Origin of the sequence: Paraclostridium sordellii (assembly GCF_000953675.1) — a bacterium.
In the GTDB taxonomy this organism is placed as follows: Bacteria; Bacillota; Clostridia; order Peptostreptococcales; family Peptostreptococcaceae; genus Paraclostridium; species Paraclostridium sordellii.
This window is the reverse complement of sequence record NZ_LN679998.1, coordinates 1,622,995-1,648,934: the sequence shown is the minus strand read 5'-3', so window position 1 is coordinate 1,648,934 and position 25,940 is coordinate 1,622,995. Positions and strand designations below refer to the sequence as shown.

Annotated in this window: 28 protein-coding genes; all 28 read right to left on the bottom strand. The window is 25.9% G+C overall.

The annotated features are described in order from the left end of the window. Nucleotides 1-116 precede the first annotated feature (116 nt). Nucleotides 117-797 carry an ABC transporter ATP-binding protein gene (locus ATCC9714_RS07950; RefSeq protein WP_057545362.1) on the bottom strand — a complete coding sequence of 227 codons (681 nt, stop codon included), beginning with the start codon at nt 795-797 and terminating at the stop codon, nt 117-119. Between the two features lie 22 nt (nt 798-819). Beyond that, nucleotides 820-3,384 carry an ABC transporter permease gene (locus ATCC9714_RS07945; RefSeq protein ID WP_057544966.1) on the bottom strand — a complete coding sequence of 855 codons (2,565 nt, stop codon included), beginning with the start codon at nt 3,382-3,384 and terminating at the stop codon, nt 820-822. A 140-nt stretch (nt 3,385-3,524) separates the two neighbouring features. Beyond that, nucleotides 3,525-4,538: a GHKL domain-containing protein gene (locus tag ATCC9714_RS07940; protein ID WP_057544965.1), complete on the bottom strand. Its 1,014-nt coding sequence runs from the start codon at nt 4,536-4,538 to the stop codon at nt 3,525-3,527. Nucleotides 4,539-4,741: 203 nt separating this feature from the next. Next, the gene (locus ATCC9714_RS17715; protein WP_261291306.1) at nt 4,742-4,867 is read right to left on the bottom strand and encodes a hypothetical protein; all 126 of its coding nucleotides are present in this window, start codon (nt 4,865-4,867) and stop codon (nt 4,742-4,744) included. Beyond that, nucleotides 4,867-5,580, bottom strand: a complete 714-nt coding sequence (locus ATCC9714_RS07935; RefSeq protein ID WP_057544964.1) for a LytR/AlgR family response regulator transcription factor — start codon at nt 5,578-5,580, stop codon at nt 4,867-4,869. The genes ATCC9714_RS17715 and ATCC9714_RS07935 overlap by 1 nt, the downstream gene beginning before the upstream one ends. Nucleotides 5,581-5,829: 249 nt before the next feature. Further along, nucleotides 5,830-6,180, bottom strand: coding sequence for a GIY-YIG nuclease family protein (locus tag ATCC9714_RS07930; RefSeq protein WP_057544963.1), 351 nt, complete (start codon nt 6,178-6,180; stop codon nt 5,830-5,832). Nucleotides 6,181-6,429: 249 nt separating this feature from the next. After that, a complete protein-coding gene (locus ATCC9714_RS07925) occupies nt 6,430-7,062 on the bottom strand; it encodes an HAD family hydrolase (RefSeq protein ID WP_057544962.1) in 633 nt (210 codons plus the stop codon). A gap of 227 nt (nt 7,063-7,289) precedes the next feature. Next, entirely contained in the window at nt 7,290-8,063 is a 774-nt protein-coding gene (locus ATCC9714_RS07920) for an ROK family protein (protein ID WP_021126292.1), read from the bottom strand. Between the two features lie 195 nt (nt 8,064-8,258). Beyond that, the gene (locus tag ATCC9714_RS07915; protein ID WP_021126293.1) at nt 8,259-8,798 is read right to left on the bottom strand and encodes a hypothetical protein; all 540 of its coding nucleotides are present in this window, start codon (nt 8,796-8,798) and stop codon (nt 8,259-8,261) included. Between the two features lie 147 nt (nt 8,799-8,945). Continuing rightward, nucleotides 8,946-9,362 (bottom strand): DUF3221 domain-containing protein, encoded by a 417-nt coding sequence (locus tag ATCC9714_RS07910; RefSeq protein WP_057544960.1) that lies wholly within the window; start codon nt 9,360-9,362, stop codon nt 8,946-8,948. 111 nt (nt 9,363-9,473) lie between these two features. Continuing rightward, complete coding sequence (locus tag ATCC9714_RS07905; protein WP_057544959.1) at nt 9,474-10,097, bottom strand: hypothetical protein; 624 nt, start codon at nt 10,095-10,097, stop codon at nt 9,474-9,476. Continuing rightward, nucleotides 10,087-10,560: an RNA polymerase sigma factor gene (locus ATCC9714_RS07900; RefSeq protein ID WP_057544958.1), complete on the bottom strand. Its 474-nt coding sequence runs from the start codon at nt 10,558-10,560 to the stop codon at nt 10,087-10,089. Before ATCC9714_RS07900 ends, ATCC9714_RS07905 begins: the two co-directional genes overlap by 11 nt. Nucleotides 10,561-10,715: 155 nt before the next feature. Continuing rightward, nucleotides 10,716-11,624, bottom strand: coding sequence for a sensor histidine kinase (locus ATCC9714_RS07895; protein ID WP_057544957.1), 909 nt, complete (start codon nt 11,622-11,624; stop codon nt 10,716-10,718). 18 nt (nt 11,625-11,642) lie between these two features. Then, a complete protein-coding gene (locus tag ATCC9714_RS07890) occupies nt 11,643-12,422 on the bottom strand; it encodes an ABC transporter permease (protein ID WP_057544956.1) in 780 nt (259 codons plus the stop codon). After that, on the bottom strand, nt 12,415-13,335 hold the full coding sequence (locus tag ATCC9714_RS07885; RefSeq protein ID WP_054629349.1) for an ABC transporter ATP-binding protein: 921 nt from the start codon (nt 13,333-13,335) through the stop codon (nt 12,415-12,417). The genes ATCC9714_RS07890 and ATCC9714_RS07885 overlap by 8 nt, the downstream gene beginning before the upstream one ends. A gap of 109 nt (nt 13,336-13,444) precedes the next feature. Continuing rightward, complete coding sequence (locus tag ATCC9714_RS07880) at nt 13,445-14,140, bottom strand: response regulator transcription factor (RefSeq protein WP_021126302.1); 696 nt, start codon at nt 14,138-14,140, stop codon at nt 13,445-13,447. Between the two features lie 140 nt (nt 14,141-14,280). After that, nucleotides 14,281-14,754, bottom strand: coding sequence for a glutathione peroxidase (locus ATCC9714_RS07875; RefSeq protein ID WP_054629347.1), 474 nt, complete (start codon nt 14,752-14,754; stop codon nt 14,281-14,283). A gap of 113 nt (nt 14,755-14,867) precedes the next feature. After that, nucleotides 14,868-15,056 carry a MarR family winged helix-turn-helix transcriptional regulator gene (locus ATCC9714_RS07870; RefSeq protein WP_021126304.1) on the bottom strand — a complete coding sequence of 63 codons (189 nt, stop codon included), beginning with the start codon at nt 15,054-15,056 and terminating at the stop codon, nt 14,868-14,870. A 194-nt stretch (nt 15,057-15,250) separates the two neighbouring features. Beyond that, nucleotides 15,251-16,558 (bottom strand): TRAP transporter large permease, encoded by a 1,308-nt coding sequence (locus ATCC9714_RS07865; RefSeq protein ID WP_057544955.1) that lies wholly within the window; start codon nt 16,556-16,558, stop codon nt 15,251-15,253. A gap of 38 nt (nt 16,559-16,596) precedes the next feature. Further along, the gene (locus tag ATCC9714_RS07860; RefSeq protein WP_021126308.1) at nt 16,597-17,106 is read right to left on the bottom strand and encodes a TRAP transporter small permease; all 510 of its coding nucleotides are present in this window, start codon (nt 17,104-17,106) and stop codon (nt 16,597-16,599) included. 22 nt (nt 17,107-17,128) lie between these two features. Beyond that, nucleotides 17,129-18,136 carry a TRAP transporter substrate-binding protein gene (locus ATCC9714_RS07855; protein ID WP_021129811.1) on the bottom strand — a complete coding sequence of 336 codons (1,008 nt, stop codon included), beginning with the start codon at nt 18,134-18,136 and terminating at the stop codon, nt 17,129-17,131. Nucleotides 18,137-18,155: 19 nt separating this feature from the next. Next, nucleotides 18,156-19,556, bottom strand: coding sequence for a glucuronate isomerase (gene uxaC / locus ATCC9714_RS07850; RefSeq protein ID WP_057544954.1), 1,401 nt, complete (start codon nt 19,554-19,556; stop codon nt 18,156-18,158). Nucleotides 19,557-19,667: 111 nt separating this feature from the next. Continuing rightward, the gene (gene uxuA, locus ATCC9714_RS07845; protein ID WP_057544953.1) at nt 19,668-20,714 is read right to left on the bottom strand and encodes a mannonate dehydratase; all 1,047 of its coding nucleotides are present in this window, start codon (nt 20,712-20,714) and stop codon (nt 19,668-19,670) included. A 17-nt stretch (nt 20,715-20,731) separates the two neighbouring features. Then, nucleotides 20,732-21,751: a sugar kinase gene (locus ATCC9714_RS07840; RefSeq protein ID WP_057544952.1), complete on the bottom strand. Its 1,020-nt coding sequence runs from the start codon at nt 21,749-21,751 to the stop codon at nt 20,732-20,734. Then, nucleotides 21,735-22,346: a bifunctional 4-hydroxy-2-oxoglutarate aldolase/2-dehydro-3-deoxy-phosphogluconate aldolase gene (locus ATCC9714_RS07835; RefSeq protein ID WP_077065675.1), complete on the bottom strand. Its 612-nt coding sequence runs from the start codon at nt 22,344-22,346 to the stop codon at nt 21,735-21,737. The genes ATCC9714_RS07840 and ATCC9714_RS07835 overlap by 17 nt, the downstream gene beginning before the upstream one ends. A gap of 10 nt (nt 22,347-22,356) precedes the next feature. Further along, nucleotides 22,357-23,208, bottom strand: coding sequence for an SDR family oxidoreductase (locus ATCC9714_RS07830; RefSeq protein ID WP_057544950.1), 852 nt, complete (start codon nt 23,206-23,208; stop codon nt 22,357-22,359). Between the two features lie 173 nt (nt 23,209-23,381). Then, entirely contained in the window at nt 23,382-24,068 is a 687-nt protein-coding gene (locus ATCC9714_RS07825; protein WP_054629340.1) for a GntR family transcriptional regulator, read from the bottom strand. A 485-nt stretch (nt 24,069-24,553) separates the two neighbouring features. After that, nucleotides 24,554-25,828, bottom strand: coding sequence for a B12-binding domain-containing radical SAM protein (locus tag ATCC9714_RS07820; RefSeq protein WP_057544949.1), 1,275 nt, complete (start codon nt 25,826-25,828; stop codon nt 24,554-24,556). Nucleotides 25,829-25,940: the final 112 nt, after the last annotated feature.

Genomic DNA, 25,940 nt, shown 5'->3' with positions numbered 1-25,940 from the left:
AATTTTTATGGTTATTGTCAAATGCCAAAAACTATTTTATATTTAATTTTATATAACTATATAATAAAAAAGAGATTAAATATTTAATCTCCTTTTTTATAAATTACACATTATTTTTATATTAAAGCATTACTTAATACTTTACCATCATTAATAGTTATAACTGTATCTGCCATATTGGCTATATCATCATTATGAGTTATCATAACTAATGTTTGATTAAATTCCTTTACACTCATACAAAGTATAGCCATAACTTCTTTACTAGTTTTACTATCTAAATTTCCAGTTGGTTCATCTGCAAATATTATAGAAGGCTTATTTGATAAGGCTCTTGCTATTGCAACCCTTTGTTGTTGCCCTCCAGATAATTCATTTGGGAATTTTTTTATTTGATTTTCTAGTCCTAACTTTTTAATAATATCGTCAATATAGTTCTTATCTATTTTATTGTGATCTATTGAAACAGGCAAAACTATATTTTCATATACATTTACTACTGGTATTAAATTAAAACTTTGAAAAACAAATCCAAACTCTTCAACTCTAATTTTAGATAGTTTATCATCATTTAATTTATATATATCTTGATTTTCTAAATATACATTTCCTTCAGTAGGCTTATCAAGTCCTGCCATACAATGTAGGAGTGTACTTTTTCCACTACCACTTTCTCCAACTATTGCAGTAAACTTTCCGCTCTCTATTTCTAAGGTGATTCCATCAATGGCTTTAACTGCATTTTCACCTTTTCCATATATCTTTTTTATATTATTAACTCTTATACTTTTTTTCATTTTTAATCCTCCATAACCTATATTAATTTTCATTTATTCCATCAATTATATTTATTTTGTCTATTGATTTTGCTTTTATATATCCTACTAAAAAAGCAAATAAAATTATTATTACCATAAATATAATTGCTTCTTTTGGAGGCATATATATTGATTTTATTTTTATATCCATTCCAATGTGATTTATAAATACTTCTTTGACATATTTGATATATTTAAGTTGTTTTATTGCAATAACAATAGTAGCAACTAAGCTCCCAAGTAAAGCATAGGATATAGATTCCCAAACTACTAATTTTTTAAGTGATTTTTTATTTAATCCTATTGCTCTCAATATAGAAAATTCTCTTAAATTATTACTTATATTTAAACTAATAGTCATATACATATTGAATAATGCTGAAACAAATACCAATAAGGATATTATAATAGGAAAAGTAATTCTAAACTCCAGCTTATGATCTTGACCATTGTAAATATATAGATACTTATTCTTTTCTTTTATGTTTTCTAAAAGTTTGCTTACAGTTTTATAACTTTTTTCTTTAGAATTAAAAAATACTTCTTGATTATAAAATCCATTTGTTATTTTATTGAAATTATCAAAGTTCATTAATACTATAGGGTCAACAAAGTTTGTTTCGCTCTTTCTACTGTAATCGTCATCTAAAATTACACTAACCCTAAATTTTAAGTCTTTATGATAATAATTTCCATCAGTATTAGTAGTTTTTATTTTAAAATTAAGTATATCTCCTAATTTCAAATCTTTTACAACAGGTTTATAAATTGCATCCTTTATATAATAAAAATTATTACATACAGCAATATTTATATAATCACCTGTTGAATCATTTAAACTTTTCATATTTCCTTCTTTTACAAACTCATTTAATTTGTCTATATCTTTTATGCCTTCAATTACAAAGTCAACATCTTGGGTATTTAAACTACTACCTGTATGTCCATACTCATCCATATAAATTTTACTTACTTTGCCTTTTTCTGTTATTAAAATTCCTCTAGCATCGTTTTGTACTTTTAAGTCTTTTACTCCATCTATACTTTTAATTTTTGAAATATCTGTATCACTTACTTTTTCTATATTTTCACTAGTATTATATTCAGGTCTTATAAAATAGTTGAACTTATGGGGTGCATAGGATGAATATTTATTAGTCTGCTTCTCAATATAGTCCAAGTTAGTATCAATTTTATCTATTATCATAATCCCACTAAAAGATATTACTACTATAGAAACTAAAGTTTTTATCTTATTTCTAAGCAAGTTATTCTTTAAAAGGGTTTTTGTAATTTTTTTATTATATTTTGTTTTGTATCTTATTTTATCTGTGTTACTTATAATGTCTATTGGATATTTTCTTAGTGATTTTAAAACAGGAATAATCACTGTAATCAATAGTATAAATAAAACTATTGCTAAAGCTTTAAAAACAATAAAGTATGGAATGTTTAATTTAATTTTACTAAAATCACTTATATTAAACATCTTTAAGGTTACGATTGTACTCATAGCATATCTTGCAAATATAATAGAACTTATAAATCCTATAATAGAACCTACTGAAAATAATATAGCGATTTGAATTAAATAAAACTTAATTACCTTTTTATTAGACATTCCAATAACTCTTAAATACCCTATTTGTGTTATAAGCTTTGTAAGGATTATGTTAAAGAAATTTACTATTGTAAATGCAGCTATAACTATAACAAATATTTTAGACTGTACTTGATTATTATCTTGTTGATCCTTGAAATGTCTAAGTGTTGAGTCTAGATACTCATTACTAGATATATCACTTCTAGTATCTTGTCTAATATCTACAGTACTATCTAATTTTGGATTGTAATCTTCTCTTAACTTTGAGAACTTTACATCTAGGTTTTCTGGATTAACCCCTTTTAAGTTAAATACTGTATCATAATTTAGTAAATTCTTAGGTATTGAACTTTCATTAGTCTTAACAAAAGTGAATAACTCTGCTCCTCCCATTGCTTCTTCATTTCCAGTTGTATAATACTGTTCTTCTTTACTTATAACCCCAACTACTTTATATTTATTTTTTTTACTATAAATCTTTTCTTCGCCATTTACCTTGTAATCTATTTTGTTTGTGGCGTAGATATTTTTATTTAAAATATTGCCTTCATTAGATTTTTCAAATATTTTTTTATCTACAACTATTTCGCCTTCATTCTTAGGAAGTCTTCCTGACACGAGTTTATAATTAAGTGCTTTTAAATAATTTTCATTATATGTATAAAGCTTAGATATTAACCCATCTTTTGGAATGAATTTTCCTAAATCTTTAACTGTATTTACATTGTAAACTCCATTTATTTGCTTTAATTTTTCAATATTTCCTTTACTATTAGTTTTTAATATGCCATCATAATAACCTGCAATTTCTCTAGCCATGTCTATTTGATTTAGCTGTATGCTATTTGAACCAATATCAACTCCCAATATAAGAGTTATTGCAACAGCTATACAAGCTATTATTAAAACAGATTCTTTCTTATTTTTCATTAAATATTTTAAGGCTAATTTAAATTCAAACATACTCTTACTAATACCTCCTTATGCTAAAAAATGAGAGTGCTCTCTTGCATTTAAAAGATAACACTCTCATTTTTTTCAATCAATATAGTTAGCACAAGTGGTATTATTTTTGTTCCAACTAGCATGAATTATATTTAATTTTAATCAAGTGGTATGTAAATATTTATTATAAATTTATTTTCTTCGTCTAAAATTTCTAAATCTCCATTATATTTATTCAAGGAAGATTTTATACTTCTTAGTCCTAATCCATGTAAAAACTTATCTTTCTTAATAGTAATTATTTTCTTATTTTTAATATGTATCTTTTTATTCTTACTATTTTCACATTTTATAATATAATAATCTTTGACTATTGTTCCTCTAATATTTATATATCTAGTATCTTCAACTTTTTTACAAGCTTCTATGGCATTATCTAAAATATTTGAAAAAATAGATGATACGTCTATCATTTCTATAAAGTCACATTTTGAAAAATTTATATCGCAAAATAATTTTATATTATTTACATCACATAGATATTTTTTTTCATTTAAAATAATATCTAGTATCATATTTTCGGTATTAAAGGTATCTTTATAATCTTTTAATTCCTCATTAATACTATCTATATATTCATTTACATCCTTATTTTGAATTTTCCTAATACATGCCATATGATTATTTATATCATGATATAATTTTCTTACTTTCATTTGAGATTCTTGAATACTTAAATAATGATTATACTGCATGTCCAATTTATCATTTAAAGCTTTCATTTCAGTTTCATATTTCATATTTTTAATTATCTTATTTATTATGACGATCAAAAATATATTGCAAAATATTATAGAAACTATAACTGAGTGTTTTGTAGATTCTAAAAAAGGCATAAGATTAAGTGATATATAATTATTCTTATCTATATATGTGTTTATATTATTTTTTTCTATAAAATAGTATATATCTTCAATATATTTATTTGTTTTTATTAAAGATAATATACACAATATATTTGTAACAATCGTAAATACAATGTAAATATAATACTTAATATTCAAATTAAACTTTATAATTTTATCTATATATTTAATTAATAAAATTAATATAGCATTTAAAGATATATCTATATATAGTATATTACTTATAGGAGTATAATTTACTTCCATTAATAATACTAACCACCCTATTATATCAATTAATATCCCATATCCAAATGAAAAGCACATTCCACAAGCAAAAGCATGTTTCAAAGAAATTTCAAATATATTTTTACATAATAGTGTAAGTAGTAATCCTTGACAAGTATATAATATTCCATATGAAAAACGTATTTGTTGAGTTACGTATATTAATATTACTAAAATAAATATTAATATGTAGTTAAATTTATTAGCAATCTTTTTTTTTCATATATTTTATTAATCATAAAATAAAACATAGCTATAGAGATAATATCATTTATTTTCCAAATTATTTCTAAAATTAAACGCTCCATTATAAAATTCTCCCAAGGGAACTTAAAAACCTAGATTTGGTTTCTTTAAATCTATATCGACTTATGGGTACTTCTTCTTTATTATCTAGAATCGCTATGTATTGTTTTATATTTTTAATAAAGTCTATATTAACCATAAAACTTTTGTGGCATCTATAAAAATTATATTTACTAAGTTCATTTTCTAATTTGGACATACTAGAATTTATAGTATAGTCTTCGTTTATAGTATGTATTGTCATTTCTCTTTTTTGAATTTCTATATAAGTAATTTCTGAAATCTTAACTTTACAAGTATTGTTTTTTTCATTTACAGCAATATAGCTTTCTTTATTTTTAGTTAATTCTTCAATACATAAAATAATATGTTTTTTAAGATCTTCTAATTTTACAGGCTTTAAAAGATATCTATATGCCCTTACTTCATAGCCTTCTTGAATGTATTCTATAAGCGAGGTTGTAAAGATAATTTCTACTTCTTTTTTATCAATTTGTCTGATCTTTCTCGCTACTTCCATTCCATTTAACCCATCCATTTGTATATCTAGCAAAAATATATCTATATTGCTAGGATAATTTTTAAAAAGTTCTTCCCCAGAATTAAAAATTAATATTTCATACTTAATATCTATTTCATTTAATATTTGTTCTAGATAATCTTTTAATATTTCTTGTTGTTCTATTTCATCTTCACATATTACTATATTTAGCATACTAATCTCCATTTAATTTATACCCTTTAAAATATTTTCTATTTTAGTTTTATTTCTACCATCTAACTATATAATAAACAACAAATACAAAGTTGTAAAATTTTACCTAAATAGTTCTTTATAATTTATTCTATCAGTTAAAGGTGTAGTATAAAAACTCAGATATTAATATATAAATAACAACAAAAGGTGTACTTTAGAAGCTTTTCTAAAGTACACCTTTTATTTAGATATCTTGAATTAATAGAATTATATTTCCTCAACATTCTCTTCTGTGAATCTATCTTTACACATTTCTCTTAATATTTCTAAATCTTCACTATAATCAACTTTACTTTCATCTTTATCATAAGGAAGTATCTCTACTATTCTTATCTCAAAATTTTCTTCTTTATTTTCATTCCAATCTTTTTGTAATTTTTTACACCTATGACTATTTAAATTTAATTTAAATCTATCCCCATTTATAGTCGCTTTTATATTTTTATCACAACCTAAATAAACCGTATTTGTTTTTTTAGACTTGAACATATATACACCCATCTCTGGCTTCATTTCTTTGTATTGTTGTAATAATTCTTTTTTTCTTAATCTATCCATAATTAATCTCCTATCTATTATTAATACTATTATAATATTTGAATAAATATTTTTATAAATTTATTACTACTTATATAACATACTTATATTTATAAATTTATATCATTTCCATTGGATAAACAATAAACGCTCCGTAGAGTGTGACTCTACGAAGCGTTTATTATAAAGTAAAAAACTTCTAGTATACTTATTAAGTACATTTATCAAATACATATAAGAAAGAAGGATTAGATAAGTCTATTTAATATTCTAATTAGCATATTTAGTTATAATGTCTAATATATCTTTAGGGTGTTTTAACTTATAATTAGACTCTATTTTTTCTGGATTATGTGCCCCCCATAATGCTAACGCTGAGTTAACCCCTGCGTTTTTGGAACACTGCATATCATAAATAGAATCTCCTATGTATATAATTTCCTCTTTACTTGCACCTGTAATTTCAATATATTTCTCCATAGGCTCTCCATCAGGTTTATGTTTGATAGTATCATCTGCACAAATAACTAAGTCAAAGTATGAATGAATGTCAAATTTTATAAAGTCTGTGTTATATTCCTCCTTAGTCTTAGAGGTTATAATACCTAACTTAAAATTCTTAGATTTTAACTCTTGTAGAACTTGTTTTACTCCATCAAAAAGTGTTATTTCATCAGCGTATATTGTTACATTTTTCATCCATTTTTCTTCTACTCTTTCTAAATCATTTATTTTAAGAATTAATAAAGCATCTCTTCCTGGTATCCCTAAAGCAAATTTCAATTCCTCTAAACTTTTTTTTATACCTTCTTCTTGTAACGTTTTTTGTAAAGATTTTAAGACTGCCGTTTCTGAATCTATTAAAGTTCCATCCACATCAAATACTATATGTTTAAATTTCATAAAAAATATACCCCCATTATATTAATAATTTAGTAAATCAATAGCCATTTTACTTAACCCATATTCATAATCCTTAATAAATTCATTTGATATTATAATTTTTGGCATTACTTCTTCGGAAATTATGTTTTTGCAATAATTTTTTATTTCCTCTAATTTATCTGATATATAGGAATTATTATATATAACAACTAAGCTTGGATTTATTAATGCGATGTATGATTGAACTATTTTGCCATAATATTCAACAATATTACTCCCTCAAATACACTTGTACAATATTTTATATTGTTATCACATATAGGAAGATAGTGTAGTTCACCAGCAAAATTAGATGAACCTTTCCATACATGTCCTCCTAAAATCATACTAGAACCAATTCCATTATCACCCATATATACATTAACTACTGATTCTATATTTTTATTGTTATGTCTTTCCCAATATCCTTTGATGGCAATATTCATATCATTTTCTATATCTACGGGAATAATATATTTATCTGAAAAATACTTAATTATATCTATATCTTGTAGTTCACTATATTCTATTTTGGATGTAAGTTTTCCATCTTTAATATTACTTGCTACTCCAATAATTATACTTGCCAATTGAGAGTAACGGGACTTTACTAAAGATACTATATTATCTATTTCTTCTAATATACATCCACTTATATTTACAATTTCAGAATCTATCTTTTTCATGCAAAAATCATTTACTATCCAATTTATTTTTCTTCCTTCTAAATATAAAAGTAATGAACATGCATACATTGGATTTAAGCTATATTTTTTTGCACATCTTCCTCCTAGAGAGTCTTTAAACCCAACTTCGACTACTTCATTTATTTCAATTAAGTACTCTATTACTGTGCTAACAGTTGGAAAGCTCAAACCTGTATATTTAGCTATGTCGGTCTTACTTATAGATTCGTTTTCATTTAGTATTTTACGAACTGTTTTAGTATTTATACTTTTTATAGTTTCTGAGTTTGCCACTTAAGTTTTCCTTCTTAATAAGTATGATTAAATCAGTTTTGTTTATATGTGTCAATATAAAATAAAAAACATATCAATGTATTTTCATGAACTTAAATTAGATTAACACCAATTCCTTTTAATGAATTATATGTTAGCTTAAAAATAATAAGAGGTATCCAAGTAACACTTGAGATACCTCTTATTATTTTTAAGCTAAAATGCACATTCTATAAAATTAATATTTCTATATTCTACAGCCATTGGTACAAATCTGATTCTACCAGATTCACAAGCTATTCTAAATCCTTGGATACTTCTATTATCAGCTCTATCAACTGCCATAAAGAAATTAGAAGGTGTAAATCCTCTTCTCATTACTATCCTAACTATTGCAACTCTTCTACAATTGTTTATAGTAAATTGACCACCACCAGGTGATATAAAAGGTGTAGGTGATTGCTGACCACCACCAGGTGATATAGATTGCTGACCACCACCAGGGAATATAAAAGGAGCAATAGATTGCGCACCAACAGGTGGATCATTCTCTCTTTCTGGATCATTATCAATATCTTCATATTCATCAAAATTCTCATAATATTCAAGAGGCATAGCAGGCTCAAATAAGTTAGCAACCTCTACGTATTCATTTTTAATATCTGCATCTGGATATGCATTTTGTAGTTCTGTAAGGTACACAGCCATAAACTTACAATAATTATCCCAGTATTCTTGCCAATAATTTCTCTCCATTGTTAATTCTCCTTTTTCTGATATAAATATTGTTCTATATATCATATGTAAAAATTAGACAATGGTTCTTATTAAATTTATATTTTGTAAAAAAATTGAGTAAGAGTATTCATAATAACTACTCTTACTCAACTTATATTTTAAAATTTATTCATTAATGATATTGATACTATATGCATTAGCTGTTACAGGATAAGATCTTCCTTCTGGCCCTTGAAATACAACTTCTATCTTTTGCCCTATTTTTAAATCTGAAATTTTAAGATTAGAATTTGAATTCCCTTTATTAATTATAGTATCTTTATCTACAAGAACATTTGCTATATCATACCTAGTATCTTTTTCTAAATTTCCTTCTACTTTTATAGATGTTACTTCTTTATCTACACTTATAGATTTAATTACTCCTCTTATTGCTATATATTTGACTTTTGATAAATCTACATTTTCTTTATTTGAATCTAAATTGTTTTTACCTATCGATGATTTATTATTTGCAAATATAAGAACTCCACTTATAGAAATTAATCCAACTGTTAACAACGCTATAACTTTCTTTTTCATAGTATATTCCTCCCACTTATTATGTTTTATTCGTTTGTTGTTCTTTCATATATAAATACAATTTAAAATTGTAAAATGTTGCAGCAAATTTAAATTGTATTATATTTTTAATTATTTATTTATAATTTTTATCATTTCAGGTAATACATTATAATATTTTTCATTTATACAAGCAATATTTAAATCTAAATTGATTTTTATATAACTTATTAAATTATCTTTTGTTACAAAACTTAAAGTTATAATCTTTCCTGTATTTTTAAAGTCATTATAATTTTGTGAGCTTAAATCTTTTTCTTTAGATTTTTGTAAAAGTTCTAATAAATTATTTATAGATTTTTTATCTGTTATTTCTTTAAAAACTTTGTCATTTTCATCATTTTTAATTTCTACTTTTACAGTATTATCTTTTAAGATATTAATATCAAACTCATTGTATTTAATATTTCCTCTGCTTCTTGAAACTGATTTATTTAGAGGCTCACTTGATCTTGATAGATTTTGTATATTATCTAACTTATTTTCATTGTATAGAAATAATCCAAATATAAGTACTAAACTTGCTGCTAATGTAGTTAATGATTTTCTATGCTTTAAATATACAATATTAAACTTATTTTTTTGACTTTTTTCATTAGTATTAAGCTCATTATACACATTTTCTAAAATACGAGATTTCATTGAATCATTTAATTTTATTTTATCAAATACTTTTTTTATCTCATTATTCTTCATTGATATAATCACTCCCTAGACTAATTTTTAGCAACTTTCTACCTCTATGTAGGTTTGAGCGTACAGTAGATGGCTTTATATCTAATATGTGAGCAATCTCTTCTGTGCTGTATCCTTCATAATAAAAAAGATAAATACTCATTTTGTATTTATGAGGTAATTCTAATATTTCTTGTAAAATATCATAATCTTTTTCTTCTTGATAAAAATGAGATAAATCCTCTGAGCATACTATTTTCTTAAACCAATAGCTTTTTAAGATATTTTTACATATGTTTGATGCTGTTTTTATAAACCAATTTTTCTCATGCTTAATATTTTCAAATTCTGGATTATACTTCATATATTTAATAAAAGTATCTTGTGTAGCTTCTTCTGCATCATCTATTTTTTTAAGATATAGTACACATATTTTAAATACTGTATCAACTTGCCGATTATATACTTCTTCAAAATTAACCATAGTAAAACCTCCTTGTAAATATAAATACAACTTAGGATAGTGTATTGTTGCAATTATATTTAAATTTATTTATTAAGATTTTTTAACATAAAAAATACACGATATTTCTATCGTGTATTAATTATATAAATAATTAATAAGCATAACAAATAAATTTATTTATTAACTAAAAAATTTATTCTAAATGTAATCCACTCATTATCTAACTCAATATCAATTTTACCATTCATAGACTCAATTAAAAATTTAGTTATGGTAAGTCCTAGTCCAGAACTATCTTTACTTCTGGAACTATCTTTCATATAAAATCTATTAAACAGTAAATCTAAATCTTGACGGTTTATATCTTGTACATCATTTTTAAATTCTACTATAATTTCACCATTTTGACTATTTAATAACATACAAAACTTGCTCTTACTATACTTAGTCGCATTTTGAATTAAATTATGAAATACTCGTTCAATAGCATTTTTATCTAAATATACAAGTATTGGATTTTCTTTTAATTTTATATCAACATCAATATTTTTCTTATCAAAGTCGTTATAAAACATAAGTATTTGTTCTTTTAATTCTTTATTAATATCTATTATTTCCATACTAAAATTATAATCATTATTTTCAAGCCTACTTAAATCATAAAAATCTTGAATTAAATTTTGAAGAACCTTAGCTCTTTTTTCTATAATATAAATATATTCTTTCTTTTCGATATCTGTAATATCTTCATCATTTATTAATTCTAAATAACCTCTAATAGAGGTTAATGGTGTTCTTAAATCATGAGATATATTTTCAATTTCTTTTCTAATTTCTTCTTCTCTTTTTATATATTTTTGTTTATATATTTGTGTATCTTCTAAATATTTATTTATCTCTAATAATAGTTGTTCTAGATGTTTCTCTGGATGATTTAGTTTAAGCTTACGATTACTATTTACATTTTTAGAGATATACTTAAAATCCTTAGTCACTTTTTTAATACTTCTAGAAAGCAAGAAAAAGCGTGTAGAAAAATACACACTTGTTATTAATAAAGCTACTAAAATCAATCTTATCATCTACACGCCCACCTTTATCTATTTTATTTCTTTTTTATTAAACATTACTAATCCTAATATATAAAAAATCAATACTCCTATAATTCCAACTATAAAACATCTTATAAATCCTTCTTGAGAATTCCAAATCATAATCATTCTTTTACTGGAACTGTCAAATCTAGCATTTCCAACCATATTCCAAGGTAACCAATTGGCTATTTTGCCTAGAATATTGATTTTACGTCCAGCCATTGATATCAACAAAGGAATAAATACAATAATTATTGACCAAATTGTCACAGCCATACTCTCATTATCAAATATAAAGTAAAAACAATTAGCTGCAGTAACACTAACTAATAAAAGTGGAAAACATGCTATTATAGCTTGTAAAAAATCTTTTAAATATATTATGCCACTATCTTCTAGCATCATATATGCAGCTAACACATATGCACTACTGATTAAGACTAAATTTATTGTACAAATTACTACTTCTACTAAATATTTTCCAAAATATATTTCACTTCTTGAAATTCCAAAGGCAATAGAATTTTTTAATGTAGAATTTTTAAATTCCTGACCAAAAACTAATGAAACTAAAAAAACAGATATAAGCATTAATAATCCCATATAAGTATAAAAGCTACTTAAAGAATATTTGGTGTTTCCATATGGAAAATTTACTTGACCTTTTGCAAATATACCTAATGCTACATTTATAAATATCACAAACCCTATACTTCCAAATAAAAATAAATAATTATCTTTATTATTAATATTTCGATAAAATTCACTTTTTATATAATTAGTCATTGCAACTTCCTCCAATCAAAGACATATAATAATTTTCAAGATTTACGGATTTCTCTTCTAGTGAGATTAATCCTATTCCATTTTTAATTATAAGCTCACTTATATCTTGAGGATTTCTATTTTTATCAAATATTTGTATTACTTCGCTAGGTAAAACCTTATATTCTTTATAACCTAGTTTTTCTTCTAATAATGCAGTTAACTTGCTATCGTTTGTAACTTTAATTTCTAAGTAGCTTTTACATTTTTTATTAAGGTCTTTTGCAGATATTTCTTTGATTAGTTTTCCCTTATTTAAAAATCCATAACAAGTTGCAATATTTGATAATTCTAAAAGTATATGACTTGATATTACTATAGTAATATTTTTTTCTTTATTCAATTTTAATAGTAAGTTTCTAATTTCAATTATACCTGATGGGTCTAAACCATTAATTGGTTCATCTAGAATTAATAACTCTGGCTCTGTCATAATTGCAAGTGCTAATCCTAATCGTTGCTTCATACCAAGAGATAGCTGACTAAATTTTTTCTTTTTAGCATAAGTTAAATTTACAAGTTCAAGAGCTTTATAAACCACATCTTTTCCTGGTATTCCTCTTTGTATACGATAATACTCTAAGTTTTTTTCAACTGTAAGATTAGGATAAAAACTAGGTGTTTCAATAATAACCCCTGTATGTTTTCTAACCTCATTTAATTCTTTTTCATCTGAAATTGATAATATCTCAAAGCTACCACTACTTGCATGTGATTGACCTGCTAATATTTTAAGTAGCGTAGTTTTCCCTGCTCCATTATTGCCTACTAATCCATATATATCCCCTTGTTCTACATTAATATTTACATTTAATAAAGCATTAAAATCTCCATATTTTTTAGAGAGATTGTATGTTTTTATAACTTCCTTCATCTCTTTCCCCTTTCTTATTTAGCATTTTTACTTAATATTTAAATTACCTACAATAACTATGATATAAGAAAATTTTTAATAAATATTCAAGAAAGTTTAAAGATTTTTATCAATTATTATTTAATTTAAATCCTATTCCCCATACAGTTTTTATATAATCCTCATCCTCTGATACTGATTTGATTTTCTTTCTAATATTACTAATATGTACACTTACAGAGTTATCTTCTCCATAGTATCCATTTTTCCATACTTGTTCATATAGTGATTCCCTTGAATATACTCTGTCTGGATGTTTAATTAAAATGCTTAATATATCAAATTCATATCCAGTTAAATGTATCTCTTTTTCTTTAACTTTTACTTTTCTTGTTTCTTCTTCTAACATAATATTTTTAAATTTATATACTTCATTTGATGGTGTATTTATTTCATATTTTTTATACCTTCTAAGTAGTGAGTTTACTCTAGCTATTACTTCTTCTAACTCAAAAGGTTTAATTATGTAGTCATCTGCTCCTATATTTAATACATTTACTTTATCTTGCAATGATGTTTTTGCTGAAATTACTATTATAGGTATTTCTTTTTTCTCTCTAGTTTTATTTATTATATCTTCTCCGCTCATGCCTGGCAGCATTAAATCTAGTAATATTAATTTAAATTCTGATATGGATAATTGTAATAATGCTTCACTGCCTGAAAATGCTTGTGTTACTTTATAATCATGTTTTTCTAGTGTTTTTGTTATTAAGTTATTTATATCTACATCGTCTTCTACTACTAAAATATTTTCTTTGTACATATCAATTTTCTCCATAATCTGTATTTTATTTTATGATATCATACTTTCTACTTACATGCTAAAAAAGGTAAGTAAATCAGTTTAAGTGAAAAACTTACCTTGAAAAGTAATAGTTATATTAGCATAAAATCTCTCAATGTTTAAAGTAACTTTTTAATATCCTCTTCTATTTTTAATGGCTTTATTGTAGGTCCATACCTTTTAACTATATTGCCTTTTGAATCAATAAGGAATTTTGTAAAGTTCCATTTAATCTCTTTACTCAATAACCCTTTTTTCTCATTTTTCAAGAACTTATATAATGGATGCGCATTTTCTCCATTTACATCAATCTTTTGGAACATATTGAATGTAACTCCATAATTTACAGAGCAAAACTCTTGTATTTCTTCATTACTTCCTTTATCTTGACTTGCAAATTGATTACAAGGAAAACCTAAAATTTCTAAACCTTTTTCTTTATATTTCTTATTTAATTCTTCTAATTCAGAAAATTGTGGTGTTAATCCGCATTTGCTTGCTGTATTGACCACCAATACAACCTTATCCTTAAAAGTATTCATCTTAACTTCTTGTCCATTCATTTTCTTTGCTGAAAAATCATAAAATTTCATATTTTTTTATTTCCTCTCTTTAATTTGCTGATTTTAATTTTGATAAATTTAATTGAATTCAATTGATTGTTTTAAAATTATAGAATTTGTTAAACTATACGATTAACAAATTCTTATTTAAATATTACTAATAAGTTATCTAACAATCTCTTTAGTTCAATAGCATCTTCGATATTTTTACCAAACTTACAATACATTTTCTCTAGAACCTCAATAATTTCATCCTTCATATTTCTTCCCTTTTCAGTAACTTCTATAATAACTACTCTATCATCATTTTTATCTCTATATTTATCTATCAATATCCATTATAAACCTCTTTTTAATTTTTTAAAATTTAATTTAGCTAAATTGATTTTATTATTATCTATATTTTATTCAACTTTTTTGTCTAATGTAAAATACTCCATAATAATATTTTTATTATTATGGAGTATTTTTTAACGTATAAATTTTTTAGTTGTTTCTTTTTCAATATTATTAAGCTTATTTTATATTAAATCATTCCCATAAGTTTAGGTATAAATAAACTTATTTCTGGTATAAATGTTACTAATATAAGTACAACCAATATACCTACGTAAAATGGTAATAAATGTTTTATTACTTCTTCTATTTTTGTTTTACCTACTTTACATCCAATAAACAGTGTATTCCCAACTGGTGGGGTTATATTACCTATACACAAGTTAAATATAAGCATTATACCAAATTGGATAGAATCCATTCCAAAGTTTTTAGCTATTGGTAAAAATATTGGTGTAAATATTAATATTGCTGGAGTTAAATCCATAAATGTCCCAACTATTAATAATATTAAATTCATTATTAGTAATATTATAACTGGACTTGAAGATATTCCTAATAATAATTCTGTTATTGCACTTGGAATATTTGTAAATGCCATAACCCAAGACATTATTGATGATACACCTATTAAGAACACTATTATACCTGTCATTTCAACTGTTTCTAATAATATTCTTGGAATATCTTTTACTTTTATAGATTTATAAAAAAAGAATGATAATACGAAAGAATATACAACTGCAACAGCTGCTCCTTCTGTAGCTGTGAATATTCCACCTACTATACCACCTATTATTATAAATATTAAAGCTAAACTAGGAAGTGCCTCTATAAATACTTTCATAGCTTCCTTAAAGCTTATATTATATTTATTTGAATACTTATACTTTTTCGCAAGTATAAACGCTACTATAATTACTGATAATCCCCATAATATACCTGGTATATACCCAGCCATAAACAGGGCTGCTACCGATGTTCCTCCACTTACTAATGAATATATTATAAGTGAGTTACTTGGAGGAATTAAAAGCCCAGTTGGTGCAGAGGCTATATTAACTGCTGCACTATAGTTTTTATCATAACCTTCCTCAGCTTGAAGTGGAGCCATTGTTCCACCGATTGCAGCCGCTGCTGCAACTGAAGAACCACTTACTGCTCCAAACAACATATTTCCTACTACATTTGTATGAGCTAAAGATCCTGGCAATTTACCACTTAATATTTTTGCGAAATTTACTAATTTTAATGCAATACCACCATTATTCATTATTATTCCCGCTAATACGAAAAATGGTATTGCCAATAATGAAAAACTACCTATTCCAGTAAATATTCTTTGTGCCCCAGTTAGTACTGCAATATCCCACGATAATGTAGTTATTACTCCAAATATAGATGCTATCCCTATAGTCACAGATATTGGTATTCCTAATAAAAGTAGTATAGGAAACACAATAGCTATAGCTGAACCTGCTTGAAATGCTAATTCCATAATCTTATCTCCCTCGGATTAATTATTATTTTTAATTTCTACATAACATTTACATTCTTTTTATTTGATTGAGCGATCTCTTGCTTTAAATCCATTAAGTTTAATATATTGTAAATTATTGTTATCACTCCAGATAATGGAAGTGATAAATATATATATCCCATAGATATTCCTAGTGCTGGCGATATTTGACCCATAGCTAACATACTTATTTGGAATCCTCCTAGCACTAAAACGAATGATGAAAATATCATTACTAGTAATTCTGTAATTACATTTAATATAATTTTTACCTTAGGACTTTTTGATTCAAGTTTTTGTCTAAAAAACACCATAGTCATGTGATCTTTTTTACCAAATACATAAGCTGAACCTAGTAAAGACATCCATACAAATGAATATATTAGCAAATCTTCTGATACTGTACTTGGATTATTTAAAATATAACGAGTTATTATTTGCCAAGTACCTAAAACTACCATAAATGCTAGTAGTGTAATACATATTACTTCTATTACTTTGTTTAATATATTTCTGAATTTATTCACCTTTGTTCCTCCCTACTAGTATTTATTTACTTTTTGGTGCTTTTGCTTGTATCTTATCGTATACAGCTTTAACTTCTTTGTCTTTTTCAGTCAGTTCTCTGTGAAGTGGTAAAACTTTTTCTTTAAATGGTTCTATATCTGGATAGTAAAATTTTACTCCCATCTTTTTTGATTGTTCTACTGCTTCATTTACTTTATCTTCCCAAGCATCAACTTCAAATTTATTTATTTCATCAACTGCATCTAATATTATATTTCTATGTTCTTCACTTAAATTTTCTAATAGCTTAGCATTCATTATTAATATATCTGGAATCATACCATGTTGGTTATATGAATAATGTTTTGCAACTTCTCCATGCTTATTATTAGTAAGTGCTAATTCATTATTTTCAGCTCCATCTATAACCTTTTGTTGAAGAGCAGTATAAACTTCTCCGAAACTCATTGGTGTAGCAGAACCACCTAATAATTCCATCATTCTTATATTTGTTTGACTTTGTTGTACTCTTATTTTCTTACCCTTTAAATCTTGTGGCTTCAGTATAGGTTTATCTGTTGTGTACATATTTCTTGAACCTGCATCAAACCATGTAAGACCAACAAATCCAGATTCTCTAGTTGATTCATATATATCGTTCATTATATTTTCATCATTCATTACAGAGTGGTAGTGTTCTTTACTATCAAATAAATATGGAAGGTTAAATACACTATATGATTTGTTAAAGCTTTCAAGCAAACTTATACTTCCAACAGCTATATCTATAGCTCCTGTTTGAGTAAGCTCTACTGACTCACGCTGTCCACCTAATAATTCATTTGGGTATACTTGTATATCTATTTCATTATTAGTTTTATCTTCTACAATTTCCTCAAACTTTTTTAACGCTAGATGTATTGGATGATCCTCACCTTGGTTGTGAGCAACTCTCATAACTCTTGCTTCATTATCTTTACTTGAACTACATCCAACTACCGATAAACTAGTTATAGCCACAAGTAAAAGCGCTTTAATCCTTTTATTCATATTTAAATTCCCCCTAGGATTATTTTGTAAAATATTTTTTAGCATTGTTGTAACATATATCTTCTACTATATTCCCTAATATTTCTAAATCATATGGATACTCTCCATTTTCAACTAACTCTCCTAAATAATTACAAAGAATCCTTCTGAAATATTCATGTCTTGTAAATGATAAGAAACTTCTTGAATCTGTAAGCATTCCTACAAACTTACTAACTAGACCTAATTGTGAAAGTGCTATAAGTTGTCTTTCCATTCCATTTTTTTGGTCATTAAACCACCATCCAGATCCAAATTGAATTTTTCCTGCAACTTGTCCTCCTTGGAAATTTCCAATCATAGTTCCTAATACTTCATTATCTTTTGGATTTAAACAATAAAGGATAGTTTTTGGTAACTTATCTTCTACATCTAAGCTATCTAATAACCTCGATAACGAGAAAGCGATTTCTCCATCGTCAATACTATCAAATCCTGCATCTACTCCAACAGAATTAAACATTCTAGTATTGTTATTTCTAAGCGCCCCTATATGAAGTTGCATTACCATGTTTCTTTCACTATACATTTTCCCTAATTCTATTAATGTAAATGTTGTGTATTTTTGAGCATCTTCTACACTTATTTTCTCTTTCGCTAAAACTTTAACAAAAATATTTTCGACTTCTTCTTTGCTAGCAGGTTTAAAATAAACTCTTTCTAAACTATGATCTGTTATATTACAGCCATTTTCTACAAAGTAATTTAATCTTTTTTCTAATATTTCTATTAATTTATCATAGTCTTTAATTTCTGTATTTTCTATTTTCCCTAATAACTTTATATAATCACAGAAATCTTCATTTTGTATTTTTAATGCTTTATCTGGTCTAAATGTAGGTCTTACCTCACACTCAAAACTTTCATCACTGTTAATTTCTTTGTGGTATCTTAAATCATCAATTGGATCATCTGTAGTTCCTATATAAACTACATTAGACATACGTATTAAATTTCTTGCTGTTAAATTATTCTTAACTATAGCATTATTACATTTTTCCCAAATATCTTTTGCAGTCTTTGCACTTAAAGTTTCTTCTACATTGAAATATCTTTTAAGTTCTAAATGTGTCCAATGATATATAGGATTTCCTATTAAGTAAGGCATCATATTTGCAAATTCATAAAATTTTTCAAAATCACTAGCATCCCCGGTTATATACTTTTCGTCTATCCCAAAACTTCTCATTGCTCTCCATTTATAATGATCATGATATAACCACAATTGAGTTACATTTTCATATTCTTTATCTTGTGCTATTTCAATTGCTGGCAAATGACAGTGGTAATCAAATATCGGCATTTTTGAAGCATTATTATGATATAAGATTTTAGCTACTTCATTTGATAATATAAAATCTTGGTCCATAAACTTTTTCATAATTTTCTCCTAAATTAGTATTTTAGTTTTCACTCTTTACTTTTTTATACTATTTTTATAAGTAGTGTTTTAAAATAAAATTCATTTTAAAACACTACTTAATTATTTTAATTATTTATTTTTATTTATTGCTTCTATTAATCCGTTTATATAAACAGCTCCTAGTGCTCTATCATATAATCCATATCCTGGTCTTCCAGTTTCTCCCCATATCATTCTTCCATGATCGGGTCTATATGGACCTGTAAATTCATAATCGCAGTATGCTTTTACTATTTCATAAAAATCTAGTGACCCTGCCTCAGATAAATGAGCAACTTCGTTGAAACTGCTATCTCCTGTTATTAAAACATTTCTTAAATGAGCAAAGTTTATTCTATTCTTTTCTTTACCAAAGTAATTTACCATTTTTACTATATCATTAGTTTTAGTACATCCTAATGATCCTGTACATAAAGTTATACCATTATATTCACTATCATAAAGATTTATAAATCTTTCTAAGTTTTCAAAATTAGTTATTATTCTTGGAAGTCCAAAAATTCCCCATGGTGGATCATCTGGGTGTATAGCCATCTTTACGTTACTTTCTTCAGCTACAGGTATTATTTCTTTTATAAAATACTCTAAGTTTTCCCATAATTTTTCTTCATCTACATCCTTGTATTTATCAAGTAATGCACCTAGTCCACCTTCTCCATAAGATGTATCCCATCCTGGAAGTTCTAATTCACCTAATGCTGGGTCCATCTTCTTAACTGTTTCTTCATCATATATTAAGCAAGTTGAACCATCTTCAAGCTCATAGTTTAGATCTGAACGAGTCCAATCAAATACTGGCATAAAGTTATAACATACTGTTTCTATACCTGATTTTCCTAAGTTTCTTAATGTTTCCTTGTAATTTTCTATGTATCTTTCTCTAGTTGGTAAACCTAATTTTATATCTTCATGAACTGGTACACTTTCTATAACTGAAAGCTTTAGTCCATTGTCTTCTACAGTTTTTTTTAACTCTAATATGTTTTCTAATGGCCAAACTTCTCCTACTGGTATATCATATATTGCAGTTACTATCCCTTTCATACCAGGTATTTGTCTGATGTACTCTATCTTTACAGGGTCATCTTTTCCATACCATCTAAACGTCATTTCCATATTCTTATTCTCCCCAATTATCTTTTTATATTTTGCAATCCTTTTCCTAACAAGCTTGTTACACTATCTTTATCTATTATGTTTATATCACCCTTTATAGAGTGCTTTAATGAACTTGCGCAAACTCCAAATTCTATGATATCTTTTTTATCTAAATTATCTAAAATTCCGTGAAGTATACCTGCTGTAAATGCATCTCCTCCACCAACTCTATCTAATATATCGAATTTGTATTCCTTTGAACTATATAAATTTTCATTATCAAATAAATAACCTTTTAATGAATTATTATTTATTGAATGAACAGTTCTCTTTGTACAAGCTGCATATTTTATATTTGGATATTTTTCAAATAATCTTTTATATAAATTTTTAAGGGTATCTTCAAATTCCAAACCTAAATCTTCATATTTTAATATATTTGTCATATCTAAACTTCCTAAAAAAGCTATATCTACAAAAGGAAGTATTTCTTCTAAAAATCCTTTAGCATCCTCTAAGCTCCAAAGTTTCGCTCTATAATTAGAATCTAAGGATACTAGTATACCAGTATTATGGCAATATTTTGCTATCTCTATAGTTAATTCATATAATTCTTTACTTAACGCTGGTGTTATCCCTGATAAATGAACCATTTTAACATCTTTTAGCATATTCTCTATATCAAACTCATCTTTATTAGCCATAGATATAGCGGAATATTTTCTATCATATATAACTTCAGTGCTTCTAAGTCCATGCCCAATTTCTAAAAAATAAATACCAAGTCTTCCATCACCTTGTAATATGTCACTTGTATCTATATTATAACCCCTTAAGTCTCTTATAACTTTATCACCTAAAGAGTTATTAGGTAATTTCGTCACAAACTTAGTTTGATGTCCAAAACTTGCTAAACTCGCAACTACATTTGCTTCTCCTCCACCATAAGTTGCATCAAATGAATTAACTTGTATAATCTTTTGATTATTAGGAGGTGTAAGTCTTAGCATTATTTCCCCAAATCCTAAAATCTTTTTATTATTTGTTTTTAACATCTTTTATTTTCTCCACAAATTCTTTAGCTAGTTTTTCTATATCTTCTAAGCTTCCTGCTCCAAATAATGAACTACCTACTCCTACACAAGAAACTCCCATTTCAAACCACTTATCTACATTATCTATACTAACTCCACCTGTTGGCATTATTTGAGCGTTAGGTATTGGAGCTTTTATAGCTTTTACATATTTAGGTCCAAATACGTCTCCTGGGAATAATTTTACCATTTGATTTCCACTTTCTATAGCATTCATTATTTCAGTTACTGTCATACATCCTGGTAAATAAAGAGTGTTTAATTCCTTGCATACTTCATTAACTTCTTCATTATACCCTGGGCTTACAACATATTTTGCTCCAGCTAAAATTGCATATTTAGCCATTTTTTTATTTAAAACACTTCCAACCCCTAATATAAGATTTTCATCACAGCTTAATTCATTTATTAAATCAACAACATTAGGTATTGAATACGTTAATTCTACTGCTCTTATTCCACCATTTACACAAGCATTTATATATCCTTTAGCTTCATCATGGTCCTTTGCTCTTATTACTGCAACAATTCCCTCATTTTTTATAGTATTTAACATAATCTATCTCCTATACTCCTGAGTAAGCACTAAATGCTCCATCTACTGGTATTACTACACCGTTTACAAATCCTGATGCCTCACTACTTACTAAATATAATAATGTTCCTATTAATTCTTCAGCTTCACCATATCTTCCCATTGGTGTACTATTTAATATTTTTTGACTTCTTTCTGTTAGAGTTCCATCTTCATTAAATAATAACTTTTCATTTTGAGCTGTTACAAAGAATCCAGGTGCTATAGCATTTACTCTTATTCCAACTCTTGACATATGTACAGCTAACCATTGAGTAAAATTACTTACTGCAGCCTTTGCTCCTGAGTATGCTGGTATTTTAGTAAGAGGAGTATATGCATTCATTGAAGATATATTTATAATTGTACATCCTTCTCTATTTATCATATCTCTACTAAATTCTTGTGATGGAAGTAATGTTCCTAAGAAATTTAAATTAAATACAAACTCTACCCCTTTTTGATCTAGGTCAAAGAATGATGTTAATTCTTCATTATCTAAATCTTCTTCAAGTAAGTATTCTTTAGTTGTAGTTCCTTTTGGATGGTTTCCACCAGCTCCATTTATTAATATATCACATGGTCCAAATTCTTTTAAAATTATCTCATGTGCTCTTTTTAAACTTTCTTTATCTAAAACATTAGCTTCTATACCTATAGCACATCCCCCGTTGTCTACTATTTCTTTAGCTTTAGCTTCACAAGCTTCTTTCCCTAATGCAAGTATAGCTACTTTAGCTCCACATTCAGCTAAAGCATCAACCATAGCCCCACAAAGTATACCTGTACCACCTGTTACTACAGCTACCTTATCTTTTAAGTCAATACTAAATGGTAATTTCATATATTGTACCTCCACTCTTATGATATACTTGTATACTAGCATATCAATTTTTCTAATGCAATACCTTTTCCTAAAATTTTTACAATAAATTACAAATATTTTCACAATTCATTACAAATAAAAAGTATATAAAACATACACTTGTAATTTATTGATGTATGTTTTATATACTTTTACTTGAAGAACGCCTTTAGTTCTTCATTTTCATTTATTAATGTTTCCCATTTACTTGCAGGTTCTACTATATGTTTGTTTATGTACGTATCTATCTTATCAAATTCTTTATTTTTAATTATATCTAGCATTTCTTCATGCTGTTTTATTATTTGCATTTTATTGCTTTTCATTTCAGCTAAAAGCCGCATTCTATTGTAGTGAGTGCCTATATTCATAATAGCATCCCATATATTTGCTTTATTACACCCTAAGAATATTAACTTGTGAAAATTTTTATCTAAATCATGAAACTCGATTTCTTTTCCTGGTTTATCAACAACTAATTTTTGTGCAAATAAATTTTTTTCTAATTCTATAAATAATTCTTCTGGAAATTTATTACAAGCTTCTATTAAAACTTCTTTTTCTAGCACAGATCTCATAAATATGGCTTCACTTATAAGGTCCATATCTATTAATGATACATAAGTACCTGCTTGAGGTTTAACTTCAATAAGATGCTCATTTTTTAATTTCATCAATATTTCTCTTATTGGTGTTCTAGATATTTTTAATTTTTCAGATAAATTAGATTCACTTAACAATTCCCCCGGCTTTAAGTTTAAAGACATAATATTATCTTTTAAAACTCTATAAGCATATTCTTTTGCTATTTCTTTATGTTTTCTCTCGTAAAGTATCATTTTTCCTCCAATATATTATTTTAACATATGTTATAAAATAAAAATTAATGCAATAAAATATTAACATATGCATTCTTTCTTATAATATCTCTTAATTAGATAAATTTAAAGTATAAAAAAATAATTTAATCAATTTTTCACTAGTTCCATTATATTCCATATTTATTAAGTAATAAACCTTTAATATAATTAAACTTATACAAAGTGAAGATTTAAATGAAGAAAACAATAAAAGTAATTGTAGCTATTAGAGAAAATGAATAAAAATAAATCTTACATTTTCTAAGATACCCTTAAATGACTTTGCATAACATGTGAGAGTTTAATAGAGGTAAAGTGAATAAAATGAGTCTTTATTTGAATCTATTGAGAGAGATTAAGGAAAAACTTATATTCACTAAAATGGACACAGGATAATGTTATTTAAATTGTCTATATAAATAAAAAGTTAATTTATATATTTATAAATGTTGTGACTATTATACTTATCTTATTGAAATTTTATATCCTAAATTAACTATTAAATTATATAAAACATTAGCTTTTGATTTTCTCAATCTAGTAGATATTGATTTTAAAGAGTAAAAATTTCTTCTAAACCACATATATCCATCAAATAATTCCTCTGAACTCATATTTTTAGGTCTAAAAGCAACTCTAGTTTTACCGTTATAATAAGACCAATCATCGGTTAATAATCTACCTTCTTTCTTTAATTGATAATATAGTGGTGTTTTGGGAAGTGGAGTTAATATGCTAACTGTAACACCATCAATTCCTAGGTAATTACATCGATCTAAAGTTGTTTTAAATACTTCTTTTGTATCCGTATCAAATCCAAATATTATCCCTGCTTGTATACAAATTCCATATTTATGAACAGAATCTATTAGCTCTTTATATTTATCTACATCATTTAACCCCTTGTTTACAGTTTGTAAAGTTTCTTTTGAAAAAGATTCTAATCCAACAAAGAAATAAACACATCCTGCCATTTTTGCTAATCTTAACAACTCATCATCATTACATCTTTCTAAAGTAACCTGAGCTGCCCATTTTTTATTTAATTTTCTAAGTTCTTTTAATAAATCTTTTGCATAATCAATATCTCCGAAAAAATTATCATCCCAAAAAACAAAAAACTTACTTTTGCAATTTTTAACATCTTCTATTACTTCTTGTATAGGTCTTTTTCTAAAGGAATCTTCATATATTTGCTTTAAATTACAATAAGAACAACTATAGGGACATCCTCTTGTAGCAAAAACTGCGCCTTTAGTAAGCCATCTTCCTTTTATTAAATCCCTTCTTGGGATTGGTATTCCTTCTAATGTTGGAGTTTTTAAGCATCTATATTCACTATCATAAGTTCCACTGTAAAAATCATTTAAAAATTTTGGCCAACTCTTTTCAGCTTCTCCAATAATTACTACATCACAATGTTCTTTTACTTCCTCTGGTAAAAGAGTTGCATGAGGTCCTCCAAATACAATCGTACTTCCTTTATCTTTAAATATCTTTGCAATATTATAGCAATGTGGTGCATTTGCAGTATTAACTGTGATTACAACTAAATCATAAAACTTTTCAAAAAGTATTTTTTGATTGTACTCATCTATTAAAGTAATTTCATATTTACTCTCATCAACAAATGCTGCTAAATATGGCATCGTTATTTGTATAAAGTTATTTACCTGCCTTTTTCTAAATCTATTAATCTCCTTATTTTCAGGAGTTATCATTAATATACTTTTTTTCATTTTCCCTCCAAATAATACTTTATTGTCAATGCCTTATTATCAATCTTTTGATACGTGTAATTGAGTAGTATACATTTAAATTTTAAATAACATTCGTTCCATTTTTTACCAA